Annotated in this window: 17 protein-coding genes; 11 read left to right on the top strand and 6 right to left on the bottom strand. The window is 65.9% G+C overall.

The genetic code is table 11. From position 1 onward, the window contains the following. The 4 genes from AS156_RS05565 to AS156_RS05580 all read left to right on the top strand — a co-directional run. On the top strand, window positions 1-253 hold a 253-nt coding region (locus AS156_RS05565), incomplete at its 5' end, for a heme exporter protein CcmB (RefSeq protein ID WP_201455993.1). Between the two features lie 77 nt (window positions 254-330). After that, complete coding sequence (locus AS156_RS05570) at window positions 331-1,122, top strand: heme ABC transporter permease (RefSeq protein WP_066501097.1); 792 nt, start codon at window positions 331-333, stop codon at window positions 1,120-1,122. Between the two features lie 3 nt (window positions 1,123-1,125). Continuing rightward, window positions 1,126-1,305, top strand: coding sequence for a heme exporter protein CcmD (gene ccmD, locus AS156_RS05575; RefSeq protein ID WP_066501099.1), 180 nt, complete (start codon window positions 1,126-1,128; stop codon window positions 1,303-1,305). Then, window positions 1,302-1,898 carry a DsbE family thiol:disulfide interchange protein gene (locus tag AS156_RS05580; protein ID WP_066501101.1) on the top strand — a complete coding sequence of 199 codons (597 nt, stop codon included), beginning with the start codon at window positions 1,302-1,304 and terminating at the stop codon, window positions 1,896-1,898. Before ccmD ends, AS156_RS05580 begins: the two co-directional genes overlap by 4 nt. 179 nt (window positions 1,899-2,077) lie before the next feature. On the opposite strand, the gene AS156_RS05585 is transcribed toward AS156_RS05580, so the two are convergent. Together AS156_RS05585 and ftsY are read right to left on the bottom strand one after the other, a co-directional pair. Next, on the bottom strand, window positions 2,078-2,680 hold the full coding sequence (locus AS156_RS05585) for a septation protein A (RefSeq protein ID WP_066501102.1): 603 nt from the start codon (window positions 2,678-2,680) through the stop codon (window positions 2,078-2,080). A 9-nt stretch (window positions 2,681-2,689) separates the two neighbouring features. After that, window positions 2,690-3,631: a signal recognition particle-docking protein FtsY gene (ftsY, locus tag AS156_RS05590; RefSeq protein ID WP_066501104.1), complete on the bottom strand. Its 942-nt coding sequence runs from the start codon at window positions 3,629-3,631 to the stop codon at window positions 2,690-2,692. A gap of 49 nt (window positions 3,632-3,680) precedes the next feature. Between ftsY and AS156_RS05595 the strand changes: the two genes are divergently transcribed. Beyond that, on the top strand, window positions 3,681-4,382 hold the full coding sequence (locus AS156_RS05595; protein WP_066501113.1) for an RluA family pseudouridine synthase: 702 nt from the start codon (window positions 3,681-3,683) through the stop codon (window positions 4,380-4,382). Between the two features lie 104 nt (window positions 4,383-4,486). Beyond that, the gene (locus AS156_RS05600) at window positions 4,487-5,620 is read left to right on the top strand and encodes a DUF2336 domain-containing protein (protein WP_066501114.1); all 1,134 of its coding nucleotides are present in this window, start codon (window positions 4,487-4,489) and stop codon (window positions 5,618-5,620) included. Here the strand turns inward: AS156_RS05600 and mtaB are convergent. Together mtaB and dapF are read right to left on the bottom strand one after the other, a co-directional pair. After that, complete coding sequence (gene mtaB / locus AS156_RS05605; RefSeq protein ID WP_066501115.1) at window positions 5,591-6,904, bottom strand: tRNA (N(6)-L-threonylcarbamoyladenosine(37)-C(2))-methylthiotransferase MtaB; 1,314 nt, start codon at window positions 6,902-6,904, stop codon at window positions 5,591-5,593. The two genes, AS156_RS05600 and mtaB, sit on opposite strands and share 30 nt — an antisense overlap. 5 nt (window positions 6,905-6,909) lie before the next feature. Continuing rightward, window positions 6,910-7,797: a diaminopimelate epimerase gene (dapF, locus tag AS156_RS05610; protein ID WP_066501116.1), complete on the bottom strand. Its 888-nt coding sequence runs from the start codon at window positions 7,795-7,797 to the stop codon at window positions 6,910-6,912. A 182-nt stretch (window positions 7,798-7,979) separates the two neighbouring features. Here dapF and AS156_RS05615 point away from each other — a divergent pair, with 182 nt between their 5' ends. Next, the gene (locus AS156_RS05615; RefSeq protein ID WP_066501118.1) at window positions 7,980-8,699 is read left to right on the top strand and encodes a GyrI-like domain-containing protein; all 720 of its coding nucleotides are present in this window, start codon (window positions 7,980-7,982) and stop codon (window positions 8,697-8,699) included. A gap of 5 nt (window positions 8,700-8,704) precedes the next feature. Next, the gene (locus AS156_RS05620) at window positions 8,705-9,433 is read left to right on the top strand and encodes an SIMPL domain-containing protein (RefSeq protein WP_066501123.1); all 729 of its coding nucleotides are present in this window, start codon (window positions 8,705-8,707) and stop codon (window positions 9,431-9,433) included. Between the two features lie 94 nt (window positions 9,434-9,527). On the opposite strand, the gene AS156_RS05625 is transcribed toward AS156_RS05620, so the two are convergent. Further along, complete coding sequence (locus AS156_RS05625; RefSeq protein ID WP_066501124.1) at window positions 9,528-10,592, bottom strand: MBL fold metallo-hydrolase; 1,065 nt, start codon at window positions 10,590-10,592, stop codon at window positions 9,528-9,530. Between the two features lie 434 nt (window positions 10,593-11,026). Here AS156_RS05625 and ffh point away from each other — a divergent pair, with 434 nt between their 5' ends. The 3 genes from ffh (at window position 11,027) to rimM (ending at window position 13,531) form a co-directional block, all read left to right on the top strand. Then, window positions 11,027-12,571, top strand: coding sequence for a signal recognition particle protein (gene ffh, locus AS156_RS05630; RefSeq protein WP_066501126.1), 1,545 nt, complete (start codon window positions 11,027-11,029; stop codon window positions 12,569-12,571). 87 nt (window positions 12,572-12,658) lie between these two features. Next, on the top strand, window positions 12,659-12,991 hold the full coding sequence (gene rpsP / locus AS156_RS05635; RefSeq protein ID WP_066501128.1) for a 30S ribosomal protein S16: 333 nt from the start codon (window positions 12,659-12,661) through the stop codon (window positions 12,989-12,991). Between the two features lie 18 nt (window positions 12,992-13,009). Next, the gene (rimM, locus tag AS156_RS05640) at window positions 13,010-13,531 is read left to right on the top strand and encodes a ribosome maturation factor RimM (protein ID WP_066501130.1); all 522 of its coding nucleotides are present in this window, start codon (window positions 13,010-13,012) and stop codon (window positions 13,529-13,531) included. A 15-nt stretch (window positions 13,532-13,546) separates the two neighbouring features. On the opposite strand, the gene AS156_RS05645 is transcribed toward rimM, so the two are convergent. Beyond that, entirely contained in the window at window positions 13,547-14,458 is a 912-nt protein-coding gene (locus tag AS156_RS05645; RefSeq protein ID WP_066501132.1) for a LysR substrate-binding domain-containing protein, read from the bottom strand. Window positions 14,459-14,633: the final 175 nt, after the last annotated feature.

Genomic DNA, 14,633 nt, shown 5'->3' on the forward strand with positions numbered 1-14,633 from the left:
GGCGCTGACCTTCACCGGCATGATCGGCGCGGCCTTGGCCGTAACGCTGCATCGCGGCGGGCTGCTGCTGGCGGTGCTGGTGCTGCCGCTGTCGATTCCCGTGCTGATCTTCGGCGTTGCGGCATCGCAGGCAGCGATATCGGGCCCGTTGTCGTTCGGAACACCGTTCTCGATCCTGTGCGCGCTGTCGCTTGTCAGCTTCGTGATCGGGCCATTCGCCGCGGCCGCCAGCCTGCGGCACGGGCTCGATTGAGGTTGCATCCGATCAATTCTTGACGAGAGCAATTCGGCCAATTGCCTGCGACCCATCGGACGATTATCAGGGGTGCCATGACGCTGATCGACCTTGCCAACCCGACCAGGTTTCTGACGCTGACCGCACGCATCCTGCCGTGGCTGGTCGGCGCGACCGCGATCCTGCTCGCGATCGGCCTCTATCAATCTGCGATGGCGCCCGACGACTACCAGCAGGGCGCCACGGTGAAGATCATGTTCATCCACGTGCCGAACGCGTGGCTGTCGATGTTCGTATGGAGCGTCATGAGCGTGGCCGCGCTCGGCACCCTGGTGTGGCGGCATCCGCTGGCCGACGTCGCCGCCAAGACCGCCGCGCCGATCGGCGCCGCCTTCACCTTCCTCGCGCTGGTCACCGGCTCGCTGTGGGGCCGGCCGATGTGGGGCACCTACTGGGAGTGGGACGCGCGGCTGACCTCGGTGCTGATCCTGTTCCTGATGTATCTCGGGCTGATGGCGCTGTGGCGCGCGGTGGAGGACCCTTCGCGCGCGGCACGGGCGGCGGCGGTCCTCACCCTGGTCGGCGCGATCAATATCCCGATCATTAAGTTCTCGGTCGACTGGTGGAACACGCTGCATCAGCCGGCCTCCGTGTTCCGGATGGGCGGCTCGACGCTCGACAAGGCGTTCCTGTGGCCGCTGCTTGTAATGGCGCTCGCGTTCTCGCTGCTGTTCGTCACGCTGCACCTGGCGGCGATGCGCAACGAGATCCTGCGCCGACGCGTGCGCAGCCTGCAGATGATGCAAGCAAGCCGCATCGCGTTTACGAATGACGTGGGCACCGGTTCGCGTGAACCAACTGCGCCAAACGAAATCGGGGCGGCCTGACCCATGTCGCTCGGCCCCTACGCCCCCTTCATCGTGACATCCTATGCGCTGGTTGCGGCGGTGGTGCTGCTGTTGATCGTCTGGATCGTCGCCGACTATCGCCGGCAGCAGGCGCGCCTGCGCGAGCTGGAGGCCAGCGGCGTGACGCGGCGCTCCGGCCGCAGCGCTGGAGACGTCCGATGAGCGAGCAGGCCACGAATCCCGCGCCGCAAGGCCGACGCTGGCTGGTGGCGCTGCCGCTGGTCATCTTCCTCGGGCTTGCCGCCCTGTTCCTGCTGCGACTCTATGGCGGCGATCCCTCGCGAATCCCGTCGGCGCTGATCGGCCACCCGGCGCCGCAGACGCCGCTGCCCGCGCTCAACGGACTGGTGAGGGACGGCACGCCTGTTCCGGGTCTCGATCCCGCCGTGTTCAAGGGCAAGGTCAGCGTGGTCAATGTCTGGGCGTCCTGGTGCGTGCCCTGCCATGATGAAGCGCCACTGCTGACCGACCTCGGCAAGGACAAGCGCTTCCAGATCATCGGCATCAACTACAAGGACGCGCCCGACAATGCGCGGCGCTTCCTCGGCCGTTACGGCAATCCGTTCGGCATCGTCGGCGTCGACGGCAACGGCCGCGCCTCGATCGAATGGGGCGTCTACGGGGTGCCCGAGACCTTCGTGGTCGGGCGCGAGGGCAAGATCGTCTACAAGATGGTCGGCCCGGTGACCCCTGATAACGTCAACACCGTGCTCAAGGCCGAGATCGAGAAAGCGCTCGCTGCGGCCGGGACGTGATCGGCCACTGCTTTCACCTCTCCCCATTCTTTACGGGGAGAGGTCGAAATTCGCGCGAAGCGGGAATTTCGGGTGAGGGGCTTTGCGAGGAGCCTTTACAATTCCGATCTTATCCGTCGAGACACCCCCTCACCCCAACCCTCTCCCCGCAAGAGCGGGGAGAGGGAGCAGAGCGGCGCTCACCCCTGCCGCACGTCGCCCGCCTCGGCTTCGCTGGCCTCCAGCGAAACCGGCTCGAGGTGATAGCGCTTGGTCAGCGGCATCTGGGCGATGGCGAAGATCATGGTCAGCGGCGTCACGCCGAACACCTTGAAGTTCACCCAGAAATCCGTGGTCTGCGTGCGCCAGACGATTTCGTTCAGGATCGCCATGCCGGCGAAGAACAGCGCCCAGCGCAGCGTCAGGATGCGCCAGCCCTTCGGCGTCAGGTTGAACATCTGGTCGAACATCACGGCGATGAAGGAGCGGCCGAACAGCAACCCGCCGCCGAGCACGGCCGCGAACAGGCCGTAGATGATGGTCGGCTTGACCTTGATGAAGGTCTCGTCATGCAGCACCAGCGTCAGCGTGCCGAACACCAGCACGATCGCGCCGGTCACCAGCGCCATGATGGGCACGTGTTTGGTCACCACGTAGGACGCGATCATCGCCGCGACGATCGCCACCATGAACGCGCCGGTGGCGACGAACAGATGGTATTTCGCATTGGCGATGAAGAACACGAGCAGCGGCCCGAGCTCGGTCGCGAGTTTGAACAGCGGATGCGGCTGGGTCTTGTCCATCACGTAACCTTAAGACTCGATTCCGGCTATCGCCTGGGCAAAATCCTTTGCCGTGAAGGCCGCGAGGTCCTCGACGCCTTCGCCGACGCCGATGAAATGCACCGGCAGCTTGTGCTTCTCCGACAGCGCGACCAGGATGCCGCCGCGCGCGGTGCCGTCGAGCTTGGTCATCACGAGGCCGGTGACGCCTGCCGTACGATGAAATGCCTCGACCTGCGACAGCGCGTTTTGTCCCACCGTGGCATCGAGCACCAGCAGCACCGCGTGCGGCGCCGACGCATCGACCTTCTTGATGACGCGCACGACCTTCTCGAGCTCGTTCATCAATTCGGACTTGTTCTGCAGCCGGCCCGCGGTATCGATCAGCAGCACGTCGCGCTGCTGCTCCTTCGCCGCGGTCAACGCGCTGAAGGCGAGGCTCGCCGAATCCGAGCCCTGTGCGCCTGATATGACCGGCGACTTGGTGCGCTCGCCCCACACTTTCAGCTGCTCGATCGCGGCGGCACGGAAGGTGTCGCCGGCGGCCAGCATCACCTTGCGGCCCTCGGCGGAGAATTTCGCGGCGAGCTTGCCGATCGTCGTGGTCTTGCCGGAGCCGTTGACGCCGACGACGAGGACGACGAACGGCTTCTTCGCCGTATCGATCTCGAGCGGCTTCGCCACCGGCGACAGCACCTTCTCGACCTCGGTCGCGACCACCGCCTTGACCTCGTCGGCGGAGATCGCCTTGTCGTAGCGGCCCTTGCCGACCGCATCGGCAATGCGGACCGCGACCTCGGTGCCGAGATCGGCACGCAGCAGCACATCCTCGATATCATCGAGCATGGCGCGATCGAGCTTGCGTCTGATGACGAGATCGGCGACGGCAGTCCCGAGCGCCCCGGAGGTCCGCTTCAGGCCGCCTTTCAGCCGCTGCCACCAGCTCAGTTTTGTTCCCGGAGTATCGTTCATGGCGCTGACGTGTTAGCCGTTTCGCCTCGCAAACGAAAGTCTCGACGAATTGATCGATGTTCCCCCTTTGACCGCAGAAGAAATCCAGGCGCGGGTGCTCCACCGCGACGGATTGATGCTGGTGATCGACAAGCCGGCCGGATTGCCGGTGCATCGCGGCCCCAAGGGCGGCGCCAACCTGGAGGCGTCGTTCGACGCGCTGCGGTTCGGGCTGCCGCGGCCGCCGGTGCTGGCACATCGGCTCGACAAGGACACCTCCGGTTGCCTGGTGCTGGGACGTCACCGCAAGGCGACCGCCTCGCTCGGCCTGTTGTTCAAGCACGGCAAGATCGCGAAGACGTACTGGACCGTGGTCGAGGGCGGCCCAATCGACGACGAAGGCACCATCGACCTGTCACTCGGCCGGCTCAACGCGGAGCGCGGCTGGTGGCAGAAGCCTGACCCTGAGGGACAGAAGGCCGTCACCAACTGGAAGGTGCTGGGGCGCGGCGCGGGCCTCACCTGGCTGGCGATGGAGCCGGTCACCGGCCGCACCCATCAGCTCCGGGTGCATTCCGCCGCGACCGGCTGGCCGATCGTCGGCGACAATATCTACGGCAACGGCCCGCGTTTCGGCGAGCCGATCCTGCACCTGCATTCCCGCGAGATCGGCATCCCGATCTCCAGGAACAAGGAGCCGGTGCACGTGGTCGCGCCGGCGCCAGTGCACATGCACGAGCGGCTCAAGGCCTGCGGCTGGAACGGCCAGTAATCTCCGGGTTTTTACGGACCGTTATCCTTACGGAACATTCAGGCGTGTCCGCTAATCCTCAAGCCGGCTTAGAAAAGCGCATCACGACGGGCTCAGGACGAGCAATGCTGAATGGCGGCCAGGCGATTGTCGACGAGGTCGAGGCAGCGATCCAGGCCGGCTCCGCCGAAAAATGCATCGCCACGGCGAGGCGCGTCACCGACCTCTTCCTCGCATCGGCCGGCAGCTTCAACAGCGAGCAGGTCGAGCTGTTCGACAATGTGCTCGAGCGGCTGGTCAAGACCATCGAGCTGCGGGCACTCGCCGATATCAGCGCCCGGATGGCGCTCACCGACATCAGCGAACAGCTCGCGCCGGTCGCCCAGGCACCGCCTGCGATTATTCGGCGCCTCGCAAGGAATGACGAGATCAGGATCGCGCGGCCGATCCTGCAGGAATCGTCGCGGCTCAGCGCGGAGGATCTGGTCGAGATCGCGCAGACCAAGAGCGAGCAGCATCTGCTCGCCGTGTCCGGCCGCTGGTGGCTGAAGGAAGTCGTCACCGACGCGCTGCTGGCCCGCCGCTTTGCCAGCGTGAGCCGCCGCCTCGTCAGCAATCCCGGCGCCAAGGTGTCGGCGCGCGGCTTTGCCGTCATCCTCGCGCAGGCCGAGCACGACCCGGTGCTTGCGGTCGAGACCGGCATCCGCGCCGACCTGCCATCGGAGCTCCGCCTTGAGCTGCTGCACGATGCCACGGAAGAAGTTCGCGGTCGGTTGCTCGAGCGCGCGCCGCCGCATCTGTTCGAGGAAATCCGCCACGCCATCGCTGCGGTCGCCGCCGGCGTCGAGCGCAACATGTCGCGGGTCCGCGACTTCACCACTGCCAGACGTCACGTCGCAAAGCTCAAGGACAGCGGCGATCTCAACGAGGCCGCCCTGCTCGGCTTCGCCAGGCAGCGCAAATATGAAGAGACCATCGTCGCGCTGGCGGATCTCGCGCAGTCAAGCATCGAGGTGATCCGTCCCCTGATGCAAAGCCTGCGTGGCGAAGGCCTGCTGGTGCCCTGCTGTGCCGCAGGGTTGAGCTGGGAGACCACCGCCGCGGTGATGGAATGCCGCTATTCGACCGGATCCATGGGGCCAGTCGAACTCGCCAAAGCGCGAAGCCAGTTCACCAAAATGACGCGCGGCAATGCCGATCGCCTGCTGCGGTTCTGGCAGGTCCGCTCGTCACAGCCTCCGAAGCCCGGCGGGCGCTAGCCTGTCCGCACGCAAGCCCGAGACGGCGAGACGCGCGCCGTCATGGCCGCTGATAGTCATCGCGCGCACGGCGCCCGGCACATCACCGTCGATCGCGACCGGCAGGAAGTGCTCGGTGCGGCCCTGTTTGCTGCTTTCGATCAGCACCTCGCGCGTGGCACCGATCTCTGCCGCCAGCCGCCGCTGTAGCGCTATCTCGCCCGCAGCGCGCAGGCGCTTCGCGCGGTCCTTGATCGCGCCGCCGTCGACCTGCGGCATCCGCGCGGCCGGCGTTCCCGGGCGCGGCGAATAGGGGAACACGTGCAGGAAGGTGAGGTCGCATTCCTCGACCAGGTCGAGCGAGCGCGCGAACATCTCCTCGGTCTCGGTCGGGAAGCCCGCGATGATGTCGGCGCCGAGGGCGATGTCCGGCCGCAGCCGGCGCACCTGCGCGCAGAAATCGATCGCATCCTTTCGCGAATGCCGGCGCTTCATCCGCTTCAGGATCATGTCGTCGCCGGATTGCAGCGACAAATGCAGATGCGGCATCAGCCGCGCATCGTCGGCAATGACATCGAGCAGGTCACGGTCGGCCTCGATCGAGTCGATCGAGGAAATGCGCAGCCGCTTCAGCTCCGGCACATGGCGCAGGATCTGCCTGACCAACTGGCCGAGCTTCGGCATGCCGGGCAAATCGGCGCCGTAGCTCGTGAGGTCGACGCCGGTCAGCACGATCTCGCCATGGCCGCGCTCGACCAGCGCGCGGACCTGATCGACCACAGCTCCCATCGGCACCGAGCGCGAATTGCCGCGGCCATAGGGGATGATGCAGAAGGTGCAGCGATGGTCGCAGCCGTTCTGCACCTGCACGAACACCCGCGGCAGGCCGCGCTCGAACCCGTCGAGCAGATGCGGCGCCATCTCCGTCACCGCCATGATGTCGGCGACCGCGACCTTCTCGCTGGCGTCGATGCCGAACGGCGCTTCGAACGCCGCGCGCGCGGCGCGCCAGGTCCGCCTGCGCATCTTCTCGTCATTGCCGACGACGCGATCGACCTCGGCCATGTCGGCGAACATCCGGGCTTGCGTCTGCGCCGCACAGCCGGTGACGACGATGCGTGCCGCCGGGCGCTCGCGCTTCAGCTTGCGGATCGACTGCCGGGCCTGCGCCACCGCCTCGTTGGTGACGGCGCAGCTATTGATCACGATGGCATCGGTCAGACCGGCCTGCTCCGCCTCGCGGCGAATCACCTCGGATTCGAACGCGTTGAGGCGGCAGCCGAAGGTGACGACATCAACACCCATAATGGTCAGGCGACGCCGGCGAACAGCGCCGGATCGAAGCGGCCCTCATATTCGAAGTCGGCGGTGCCGGTCATCAGCACATGATCGTCGCGCTCGCGCCACTCGATGCCGAGCTTGCCGCCGGGCAGCGTGACCTCGACGATGCGGTTGGCGCGCTTCAGCCGCGCCGCCGCGACCGCTGTAGCGCAGGCTGCTGAGCCGCACGCCTTGGTCAGGCCGGCGCCGCGCTCCCAGGTGCGGATCGTGATGTGGTCGCGATCGACGACATGGGCCAGCGTGATATTGGCGCGCTCCGGGAAGATCGGATGATTTTCCAGGAGCGGCCCGAACCGCTCGAGGTCATAGGCGTTGACGTCCTCGACCCAGAAGATGGCATGCGGGTTGCCCATGCTGACCACCGACGGCGAGTGCAGCACCGGCTTGTCGATCGGCCCGACCTGCAGCTCGATGTAGCGGGTGTCGCGGAATTCCTCGGCCAGCGGAATGTCCTGCCAGCCGAACTTCGGCGCGCCCATGTCGACGGTGTAGAGATCGGGCGCCGGGCCCTGCCAGCAATTGAGCAGGCCGGCGCGGGTCTCGAAGGTCGCCGCGGTCTGGCCGGTCTTCTCGAACACGCGTCGTACCACGCAGCGCATGCCGTTGCCGCAGGCGCCGGCCTCCGAGCCGTCATTGTTGTAGATCTTGATGAACGCCTCGGTGCCCTGAAGCCGCGGCGGCTGCAGCACCATCAGCTGGTCATACGGCACGCCACCCGAGGGCGACGCCACCGCGCGCGCGTCCTCCGCCGACACCTGTGCCCGACCTTGTGATTTGGAATCGCGCAGGTCGACGACGACGATCTCGTTGCCGATGCCGTTCATCTTGGCGAATGCGTGATTGGCGAGCGCGCTCATCGATTTTCCCAAATTCTGCCCGCTTATATGGCGAGTGATGGCCCATTGGCCAGCAGGGATGGTCCTATGACACATCTGTCATGGGACGAAAGCGGAACTTGCGTGTTAGGAATATCGCACCTCGCGGACCGTGCGCCGGGACAGATCGAGCGGCCGTCTGGGGCTGGGATGGAGAATACCGAATGAACTGTATCAGCACGTTACGCGCGGCCCTGGTCGCGCTGCCTTTGGCCGCGATCGCTCTGGCCGGCCCGGCCCTCGCGCAGGCACCGGCGGCCACGCCCGCCCCCGCTGCGACGCCCGCACCGGCGGCAAGCCCGACACCGGCTCCCACGCCGTCGGCAACCCCGGTCCCGCCGCCGGCCGAGACCAAATCACCCGCCGACAGCCCTGCCGCCTCCCAAACCCCGACGCTGCCGCCGGCCGCGCCGGTGCAGACCGCCGACCCCTTCGGCGAGCCGATCACGCTGGAGCCGAAGAAGGTCCTCATGCTGAAAGGCTCGGCCAATTGGGATTCGGCCTTCGACGCCCTGATCGAGGCCTTCAAGCAGCTCAACGCGGCGCTCGACAAGCAGGGCATCAAGGCGTCGGGCAATCCGATGATCGTCTACACCTCGACCGACGACACCGGTTTCACCTTCATCGCCGAGATGCCGGTTGACCAGGACGTGAAGAACCTGGGCAAGAGCATGAGCATGGGCAATTCGCCCGAGGGCAAGTCGCTGAAGTTCGTCCATCGCGGTTCCTACGACAACATGGACAACACCTATGAGGCGATCACCAATCACCTCGACGACAAGAAGCTGGAGGCCAAGGATACCTTCATCGAAGAATACATGACGGACCCCCTGAAGACCGCCGAAGACAAGCTTGTGATCAACGTCTACGTACCCCTGAAGTGAGCCAGATGACCCATCGCCTTCCCCTCGGCCTCCCCTTCGCTGCCGCCCTCCTCGCAACCACCCTGCTGGCCGCGCCCGCGCTGGCCGATACCGACTTCCCGCCGGCGATCACGGTGACCGGTGAAGCCACCGTCTCGGCGCCGCCGGACCAGGCGCAGATCGACGCCGGCGTCACCACCGACGCCAAGACCGCGCGCGAGGCCGCCGAGGCCAACAATGTCACGATGGGCAAGGTGCTGGCCGCGCTGAAGGCCGCTGGTATCGCCGAGAAGGACGCTCAGACGTCGCGGCTGTCGCTGCAGCCGCAATTCGCCAACCGCACCCCGTCGTCCCCGAACACACCGCCCAGCATCGTCGGCTACCACGCGAGCAACCGCGTCACGATCAAGCTGCACGATGTGAGCAAGGTCGCGTCGACCATCGACGTGCTGGTCGGCGCCGGCGCCAATGATATTGGCGGGCTGAATTTCTCGATCGCAGAGTCTTCGAAGCTGCTCGACGACGCGCGCGAGAAGGCCATCGCCGATGCGCGCCGCAAGGCGGAGATCTACGCCAAGGCCGCCGGCGTCACGCTCGGCGCACCCCTGAGCATCTCGGAATTTGGCGCGGCCCCCGCACCGATGTACCGCGCCAAGATGGCCACCGCCGGCTTCGCGGCACCGACGCCGGTCGCGCAGGGCGAAGAGACGCTCTCGGTCAATGTGACCGTGTCCTGGTCGATCAAGGAGAAGTAAGTCTATCCGTCATTGCGAGCGGAGCGAAGCAATCCATCTGTCCGCATGCGCGGAGCGATGGATTGCTTCGTCGCTTCGCTCCTCGCAATGGCGGCTAGATCTCGAACACTTGCCCCGGCTTCAGCGTCGCGAATTTTTCGCGCGGCACCTTGGCTGCGTCGAGCGCCTCGCCCAGCGCGATCGCCGGGGCGTCGATCGCCTCGTCGGTCAACTGGAACGTGCCGTGATGATGCGCCAGCGCCTGTTCAGCGCCGCAATCGGCGAGCGCCTTGACGGCGTCTTCCGGATTCATGTGCTGGTCGCGCATGAACCAGCGCGGCTCATAGGCGCCGATCGGCAGGATCGCGAGCCGCAACGGGCCGTGCGCTTCGGCGACGCGGCGGAAATGCCGGCCGTCGCCATATCCGGAATCGCAGACGATGTAGAGTTTGCCGGCCGGCGTCTCCAGCACGAAGCTTGCCCATAGCGCCTTGTTGCGATCGAACAGGCCGCGCGCCGACCAGTGCCGCGTCGGCACCAAGGTCACCGCAAGATCGTTGCCGAGCTCGACGCGCTGGTGCCAGTCGAACGCTTCGGCTTTGATCGCGGCGTCGGCCTCGTGCATCGTGACGTCGTTGCCGAGCGGCGTCACGATGCGGGGACCGAACGCAGCAGTGAGTTTCGACAGCGTCGCGACGTCGAGATGATCGTAATGGCCGTGCGAGACCAGCACGATGTCGATCCTGGGCAGCTTCTCGAAGGCGATGCCGGGATCATTGTGCCGCTTCGGCCCGGCGAAGCTGAACGGCGAGGCGCGCATCGACCACACGGGATCGATGAGGATGTTGAGGCCTGCGGTCTGGATCAGCCAGCTTGCGTGGCCGACAAAGGAGAACCGCACCTTGGCGCCGTCGACCTGCGGCGGCGGCGTGTCGGCGTAGGGGCTCGGCACCCAATCCGGCCAGGTGAAGCGCTGCCGGCCGCCGCCGAATTGCCAGCGCAGCACCTCGGCGAGCGATTTTGGCGGCGCGCCGTCCGGATCGAAGAAGTGCAAGCCGTCGAAGTGATCCGAGACGGGGCCGTCATAGGTTTTCATTGATGACATCCAGATCGACGGAACGCCGATCGCCGCGGCGGCCCCGATGAGGGTAGCGAGAAGGCGGCGACGGGTGATGCGCAAGCGGGGTTCCGAAATGGCGGGGCGGACAGCTTCGTCTATATGGGTGGCGGCAGCGAATTCGGAACTGACGCCGGAAAAACGACCTGTTTTCAGTGCCTTAGTGTTTGCACCGAGTCGAGGGCATGCAAACTTTCCTTGACTTTCCGGCCCCGGCAGCGTTTAACGCCGCGACTTTCTCGGAAAGATCCGTCTTTTCGACCCGCCGACCGGTCCCTCGAGGCCGGAGGCCAACGCCCGACAGCGCGATGCGCCCTCGGGCGCGAAAGTGTTTGGATTTCCTTCTCCCTCACCCCGCTTTTGCGGGGAGAGGGTCGGGGTGAGGGGCTGTCTCCGCGCGCGATGCGCCTAGATAGTCCTGTACCCCCTCACCCGGATCGCCGAGGCGATCCGACCTCTCCCCGCAAGCGGGGAGAGGTGAAAAGAGGACAACGGCATTGTTCGACAATCTGTCGGAAAGGCTTGGCGGCATTCTCGATCGTCTGACGGGGCGCGGTGCGCTGACCGAAAAGGACGTCGATGCCGCGATGCGCGAGGTGCGCCGCGCGCTGCTCGAGGCCGACGTCGCGCTCGAGGTGGTCCGCAGTTTCACCGAAAGGGTCCGCGAGCAGGCGATCGGCGCCACCGTCGTCAAGTCGGTGACGCCGGGCCAGATGGTGGTGAAGATCGTCCATGACGAGTTGGTCGCCACGCTCGGCTCCGATGGCCAGACCATCGACATCAACACCGTGCCCCCCGTTCCGATCATGATGGTCGGTCTGCAGGGCTCCGGTAAAACCACCACCACCGCGAAGCTTGCCCGGCGCATGGTCCAGCGCGACAAGCGCAAGGTGCTGATGGCTTCGCTCGACGTCTATCGTCCGGCGGCGATGGAGCAGCTCGCGGTGCTTGGCCGCGATCTCGACATCCCGACACTGCCGATCGTGGCCGGCCAGATGCCGCCGCAGATCACCAAGCGTGCGCTCGAAGCCGGCAAGCTCGGCGGCTACGACGTCGTGCTGCTCGACACCGCCGGCCGCACCACGCTCGACGAAGAGATGATGAAAGAGGCGGCCGAGATCAAAGCCGCTGCCAACCCGCATGAAGTGCTGCTGGTCGCGGATAGCCTCACCGGTCAGGACGCGGTCAACCTCGCGCGCGCGTTCGACGAGCGCGTCGGCCTGACGGGCATCGTGCTGACACGCGTGGACGGCGATGGCCGCGGCGGCGCCGCGCTGTCGATGCGCGCGGTCACCGGCAAGCCGATCAAGCTGATCGGCACCGGCGAAAAGACCGATGCGCTCGAGGATTTCCACCCGAGCCGTATCGCCGGCCGCATCCTCGGCATGGGCGACGTCGTCTCGCTGGTCGAGAAGGCCGCCGCCAACATCGATGCCGAGAAGGCCGCGCGCACCGCCGAGCGCATGCGCAAGGGTCAGTTCGACCTCAACGACATGCGCGAACAGCTGCAGCAGATGGCGAATATGGGCGGCATCGGCGGCCTCATGGGCATGATGCCCGGAATCTCCAAGATGAAGAACCAGATCGCCGCCGCCGGCATCGACGACAAGATTCTCAAGCGCCAGGTTGCGATCATCGATTCGATGACGCGGCAGGAGCGCAAGAACCCGGACATCCTGAAAGCGAGCCGCAAGAAGCGGATCGCGGCGGGCGCCGGCCAGAACGTCGAGCAGATCAACAAGCTCCTGAAGATGCACCGGAACATGGCCGACATGATGAAGGCCATGGGAAGCGGCAAGCGCGGCCCGCTCGCCGGCATTGCGCAGGCGATGGGCTTCGGCGGCGGCATGAAGCCGCCTTCGCCCGAAGAGATGAAGGCACTCGCCGAAAAGATGCAGGGCGGCGCCGGTGGCCTGCCGAACCTGCCGAAGGACATGCCGCTCGGTCTACGCGGCGGCCTGCCGAACGTGCCGGGACTGACCGGTCTCAGCGGCAAGCCGACGCTGCCGGGCCTCGGCGGCTTCCCGGGCAAGAAGAAATGAGGAATCCGTCGCGAGGGTTCGCAAGCAACCTGCGCGGCGCGGAATACCAAATCAAACCGAACACATCGTACTTTTAAGGAGAATGAAATGTCCGTTGTTATCCGCCTCGCTCGCGCAGGCACCAAGAAGCGTCCGGTCTATCACGTCGTCGTCGCCGATTCGCGCTTCCCCCGCGATGGCCGCTTCATCGAGCGTCTCGGCCACTTCAACCCGCTGCTGCCGAAGGACAGCGAGGCGCGTCTGAAGCTCGACATGGACAAGGTGAAGGCCTGGCTCGCCAAGGGCGCGCAGCCGTCGGATCGCGTGACCCGCTTCCTCGATGCCGCCGGCGTCGTGAAGCGCACCGCACGCAACAATCCCGAGAAGGCCGTGCCGCGCAAGGAGCGCAAGGCGCAGGCCGAAGCCGCCGCCAAGGCTTAAGGCTGAACGGCGACCACGGTGGCTGCACCGGTTTGTGTCGCCCGCATCGGCGCTGCGCATGGTGTGCGCGGCGCCGTGAGGCTATGGACTTTCACCGAAGACCCGCTGGCCGTGAAGGATTACGGTCCGCTGACGACCAGGGACGGCACGCGCCAGTTCGAGGTCACGCATCTGCGTGAAGCCAAGGACCATCTGGTGGTGACGCTGAAGGGCGTCGCCACACGCGATGAGGCCGAACGGCTCAACGGCGTCGAGCTCTACATTCCGCGCGACCGCCTGCCCGAAACCGACGACGGCGAATATTACCACACCGATTTGATCGGCCTCGCCGCGGTGACGACGGCAGAGCAGCCGCTCGGCAAGGTGATCGCGATCCACAATTTCGGTGCCGGCGACATCATCGAGATCGCCCCGCCGCAGGGCGCAACGATGCTGCTGCCGTTCACCAATGCCGTGGTGCCGACAGTCGACCTCGCCGGCGGCCGCGTGGTGATCGACCTGCCGCAGGAAATCGACGGCGACGATCCGTCGGCGGCGTGATCAAGGAATCATTTTTCAGGTCGTCATCCGGCCCTGCTGTTCGAGCCAGTCGCAGAACACCGCGCTATGCGGATCGTTGCCGTGACCTGCCGGAAAATAAGCGAAGTAGCTTCTGGCCGGCAGGCTGATGGCCGGAAACGGCGTCACCAGGCGCCCGGCCGCGAGATCGTCCGCGATCAGCGCCGTCGGCCCCATCGCGACGCCGAGACCATCGAGCGCGGCCTGGATCGTCAGATAGAAATGATCGAATGTCAGCGACGCCGCGGGCTCCAGCGCGGATTGCCGGGCTTCAGTGAGCCAGTCGCGCCATAGCCGCGGCATCGACGTGACGTGCAGCAGCGTATGCCGCGACAGGTCCGCGACCTCGGTCAGCGGCAATTGCGCGATCAACGACGGGCTGCACACCGGCAGCCTTCGCTCCGAGACCAGGAAGCGCGATGAGAAGCCGTGGAAGGTGTCGGGGCCGCCGCGGATCACCACGTCGAACGTGTCGGGCAACGCATCGACCGGATCGTTCGATGTCGCAAGCCGCACCTCGATGTCCGGATGCTCGGTGCGAAACCGGCTCATGCGCGGCAACAGCCAGCGCAAGCTGAAGGTCGCGAGCGCGTTGACGCGGAGCACGGCGACCGGCGCATCGCCGCGCCGCTCGCGATGCTGCTGTACGGCGGCCGAGATCCGGTCGAGCGCGGGACCGAATTCGGCCAGCAACGCCGCGCCGGCAGGCGTCAGCACCACGCGGCGGACCGATCGCCGAAACAGCGATGGCGCACCCAGCCATTCCTCGAGCAGGCGGATCTGCTGGCTCACCGCACCATGGGTGACGCTGAGTTCGACGGCCGCTTCCTTGATGCTGCCGAGACGCGCGACGGCCTCGAAGGCACGAACAGCGTTGAGCGGCGGCAGGCTGCGGCGTGGGACGAACATGATCACAAGCTCCAGATTTTCTAACGCATGACCATATTATTACTTATTTGTGACAACGGCCATCAAGGCGCATAGTAGCATCAAGGCACTTAACTGCCTTGATTTTTCAGATCGCAGGTCCAATGAGCGACAGTCTCACCGTTAGATTTTCTTCCTTCTGCCCGCCGGAAGGAAG

The organism is Bradyrhizobium macuxiense, assembly GCF_001542415.1.
GTDB classification, from domain to species: domain Bacteria; phylum Pseudomonadota; class Alphaproteobacteria; order Rhizobiales; family Xanthobacteraceae; genus Bradyrhizobium; species Bradyrhizobium macuxiense.

Excerpts from the sequence above, each read along its gene's own strand:
- AS156_RS05570 (WP_066501097.1), top strand. The coding sequence starts at position 331 with ATGACGCTGATCGACCTTGCCAACCCGACCAGGTTTCTGACGCTGACC.
- ccmD (WP_066501099.1), top strand. The coding sequence starts at position 1,126 with ATGTCGCTCGGCCCCTACGCCCCCTTCATCGTGACATCCTATGCGCTG.
- AS156_RS05580 (WP_066501101.1), top strand. The coding sequence starts at position 1,302 with ATGAGCGAGCAGGCCACGAATCCCGCGCCGCAAGGCCGACGCTGGCTG.
- AS156_RS05585 (WP_066501102.1), bottom strand. The coding sequence starts at position 2,680 with ATGGACAAGACCCAGCCGCATCCGCTGTTCAAACTCGCGACCGAGCTC.
- ftsY (WP_066501104.1), bottom strand. The coding sequence starts at position 3,631 with ATGAACGATACTCCGGGAACAAAACTGAGCTGGTGGCAGCGGCTGAAA.
- AS156_RS05600 (WP_066501114.1), top strand. The coding sequence starts at position 4,487 with ATGCTGAATGGCGGCCAGGCGATTGTCGACGAGGTCGAGGCAGCGATC.
- mtaB (WP_066501115.1), bottom strand. The coding sequence starts at position 6,904 with ATGGGTGTTGATGTCGTCACCTTCGGCTGCCGCCTCAACGCGTTCGAA.
- dapF (WP_066501116.1), bottom strand. The coding sequence starts at position 7,797 with ATGAGCGCGCTCGCCAATCACGCATTCGCCAAGATGAACGGCATCGGC.
- AS156_RS05615 (WP_066501118.1), top strand. The coding sequence starts at position 7,980 with ATGAACTGTATCAGCACGTTACGCGCGGCCCTGGTCGCGCTGCCTTTG.
- AS156_RS05620 (WP_066501123.1), top strand. The coding sequence starts at position 8,705 with ATGACCCATCGCCTTCCCCTCGGCCTCCCCTTCGCTGCCGCCCTCCTC.
- rpsP (WP_066501128.1), top strand. The coding sequence starts at position 12,659 with ATGTCCGTTGTTATCCGCCTCGCTCGCGCAGGCACCAAGAAGCGTCCG.
- AS156_RS05645 (WP_066501132.1), bottom strand. The coding sequence starts at position 14,458 with ATGTTCGTCCCACGCCGCAGCCTGCCGCCGCTCAACGCTGTTCGTGCC.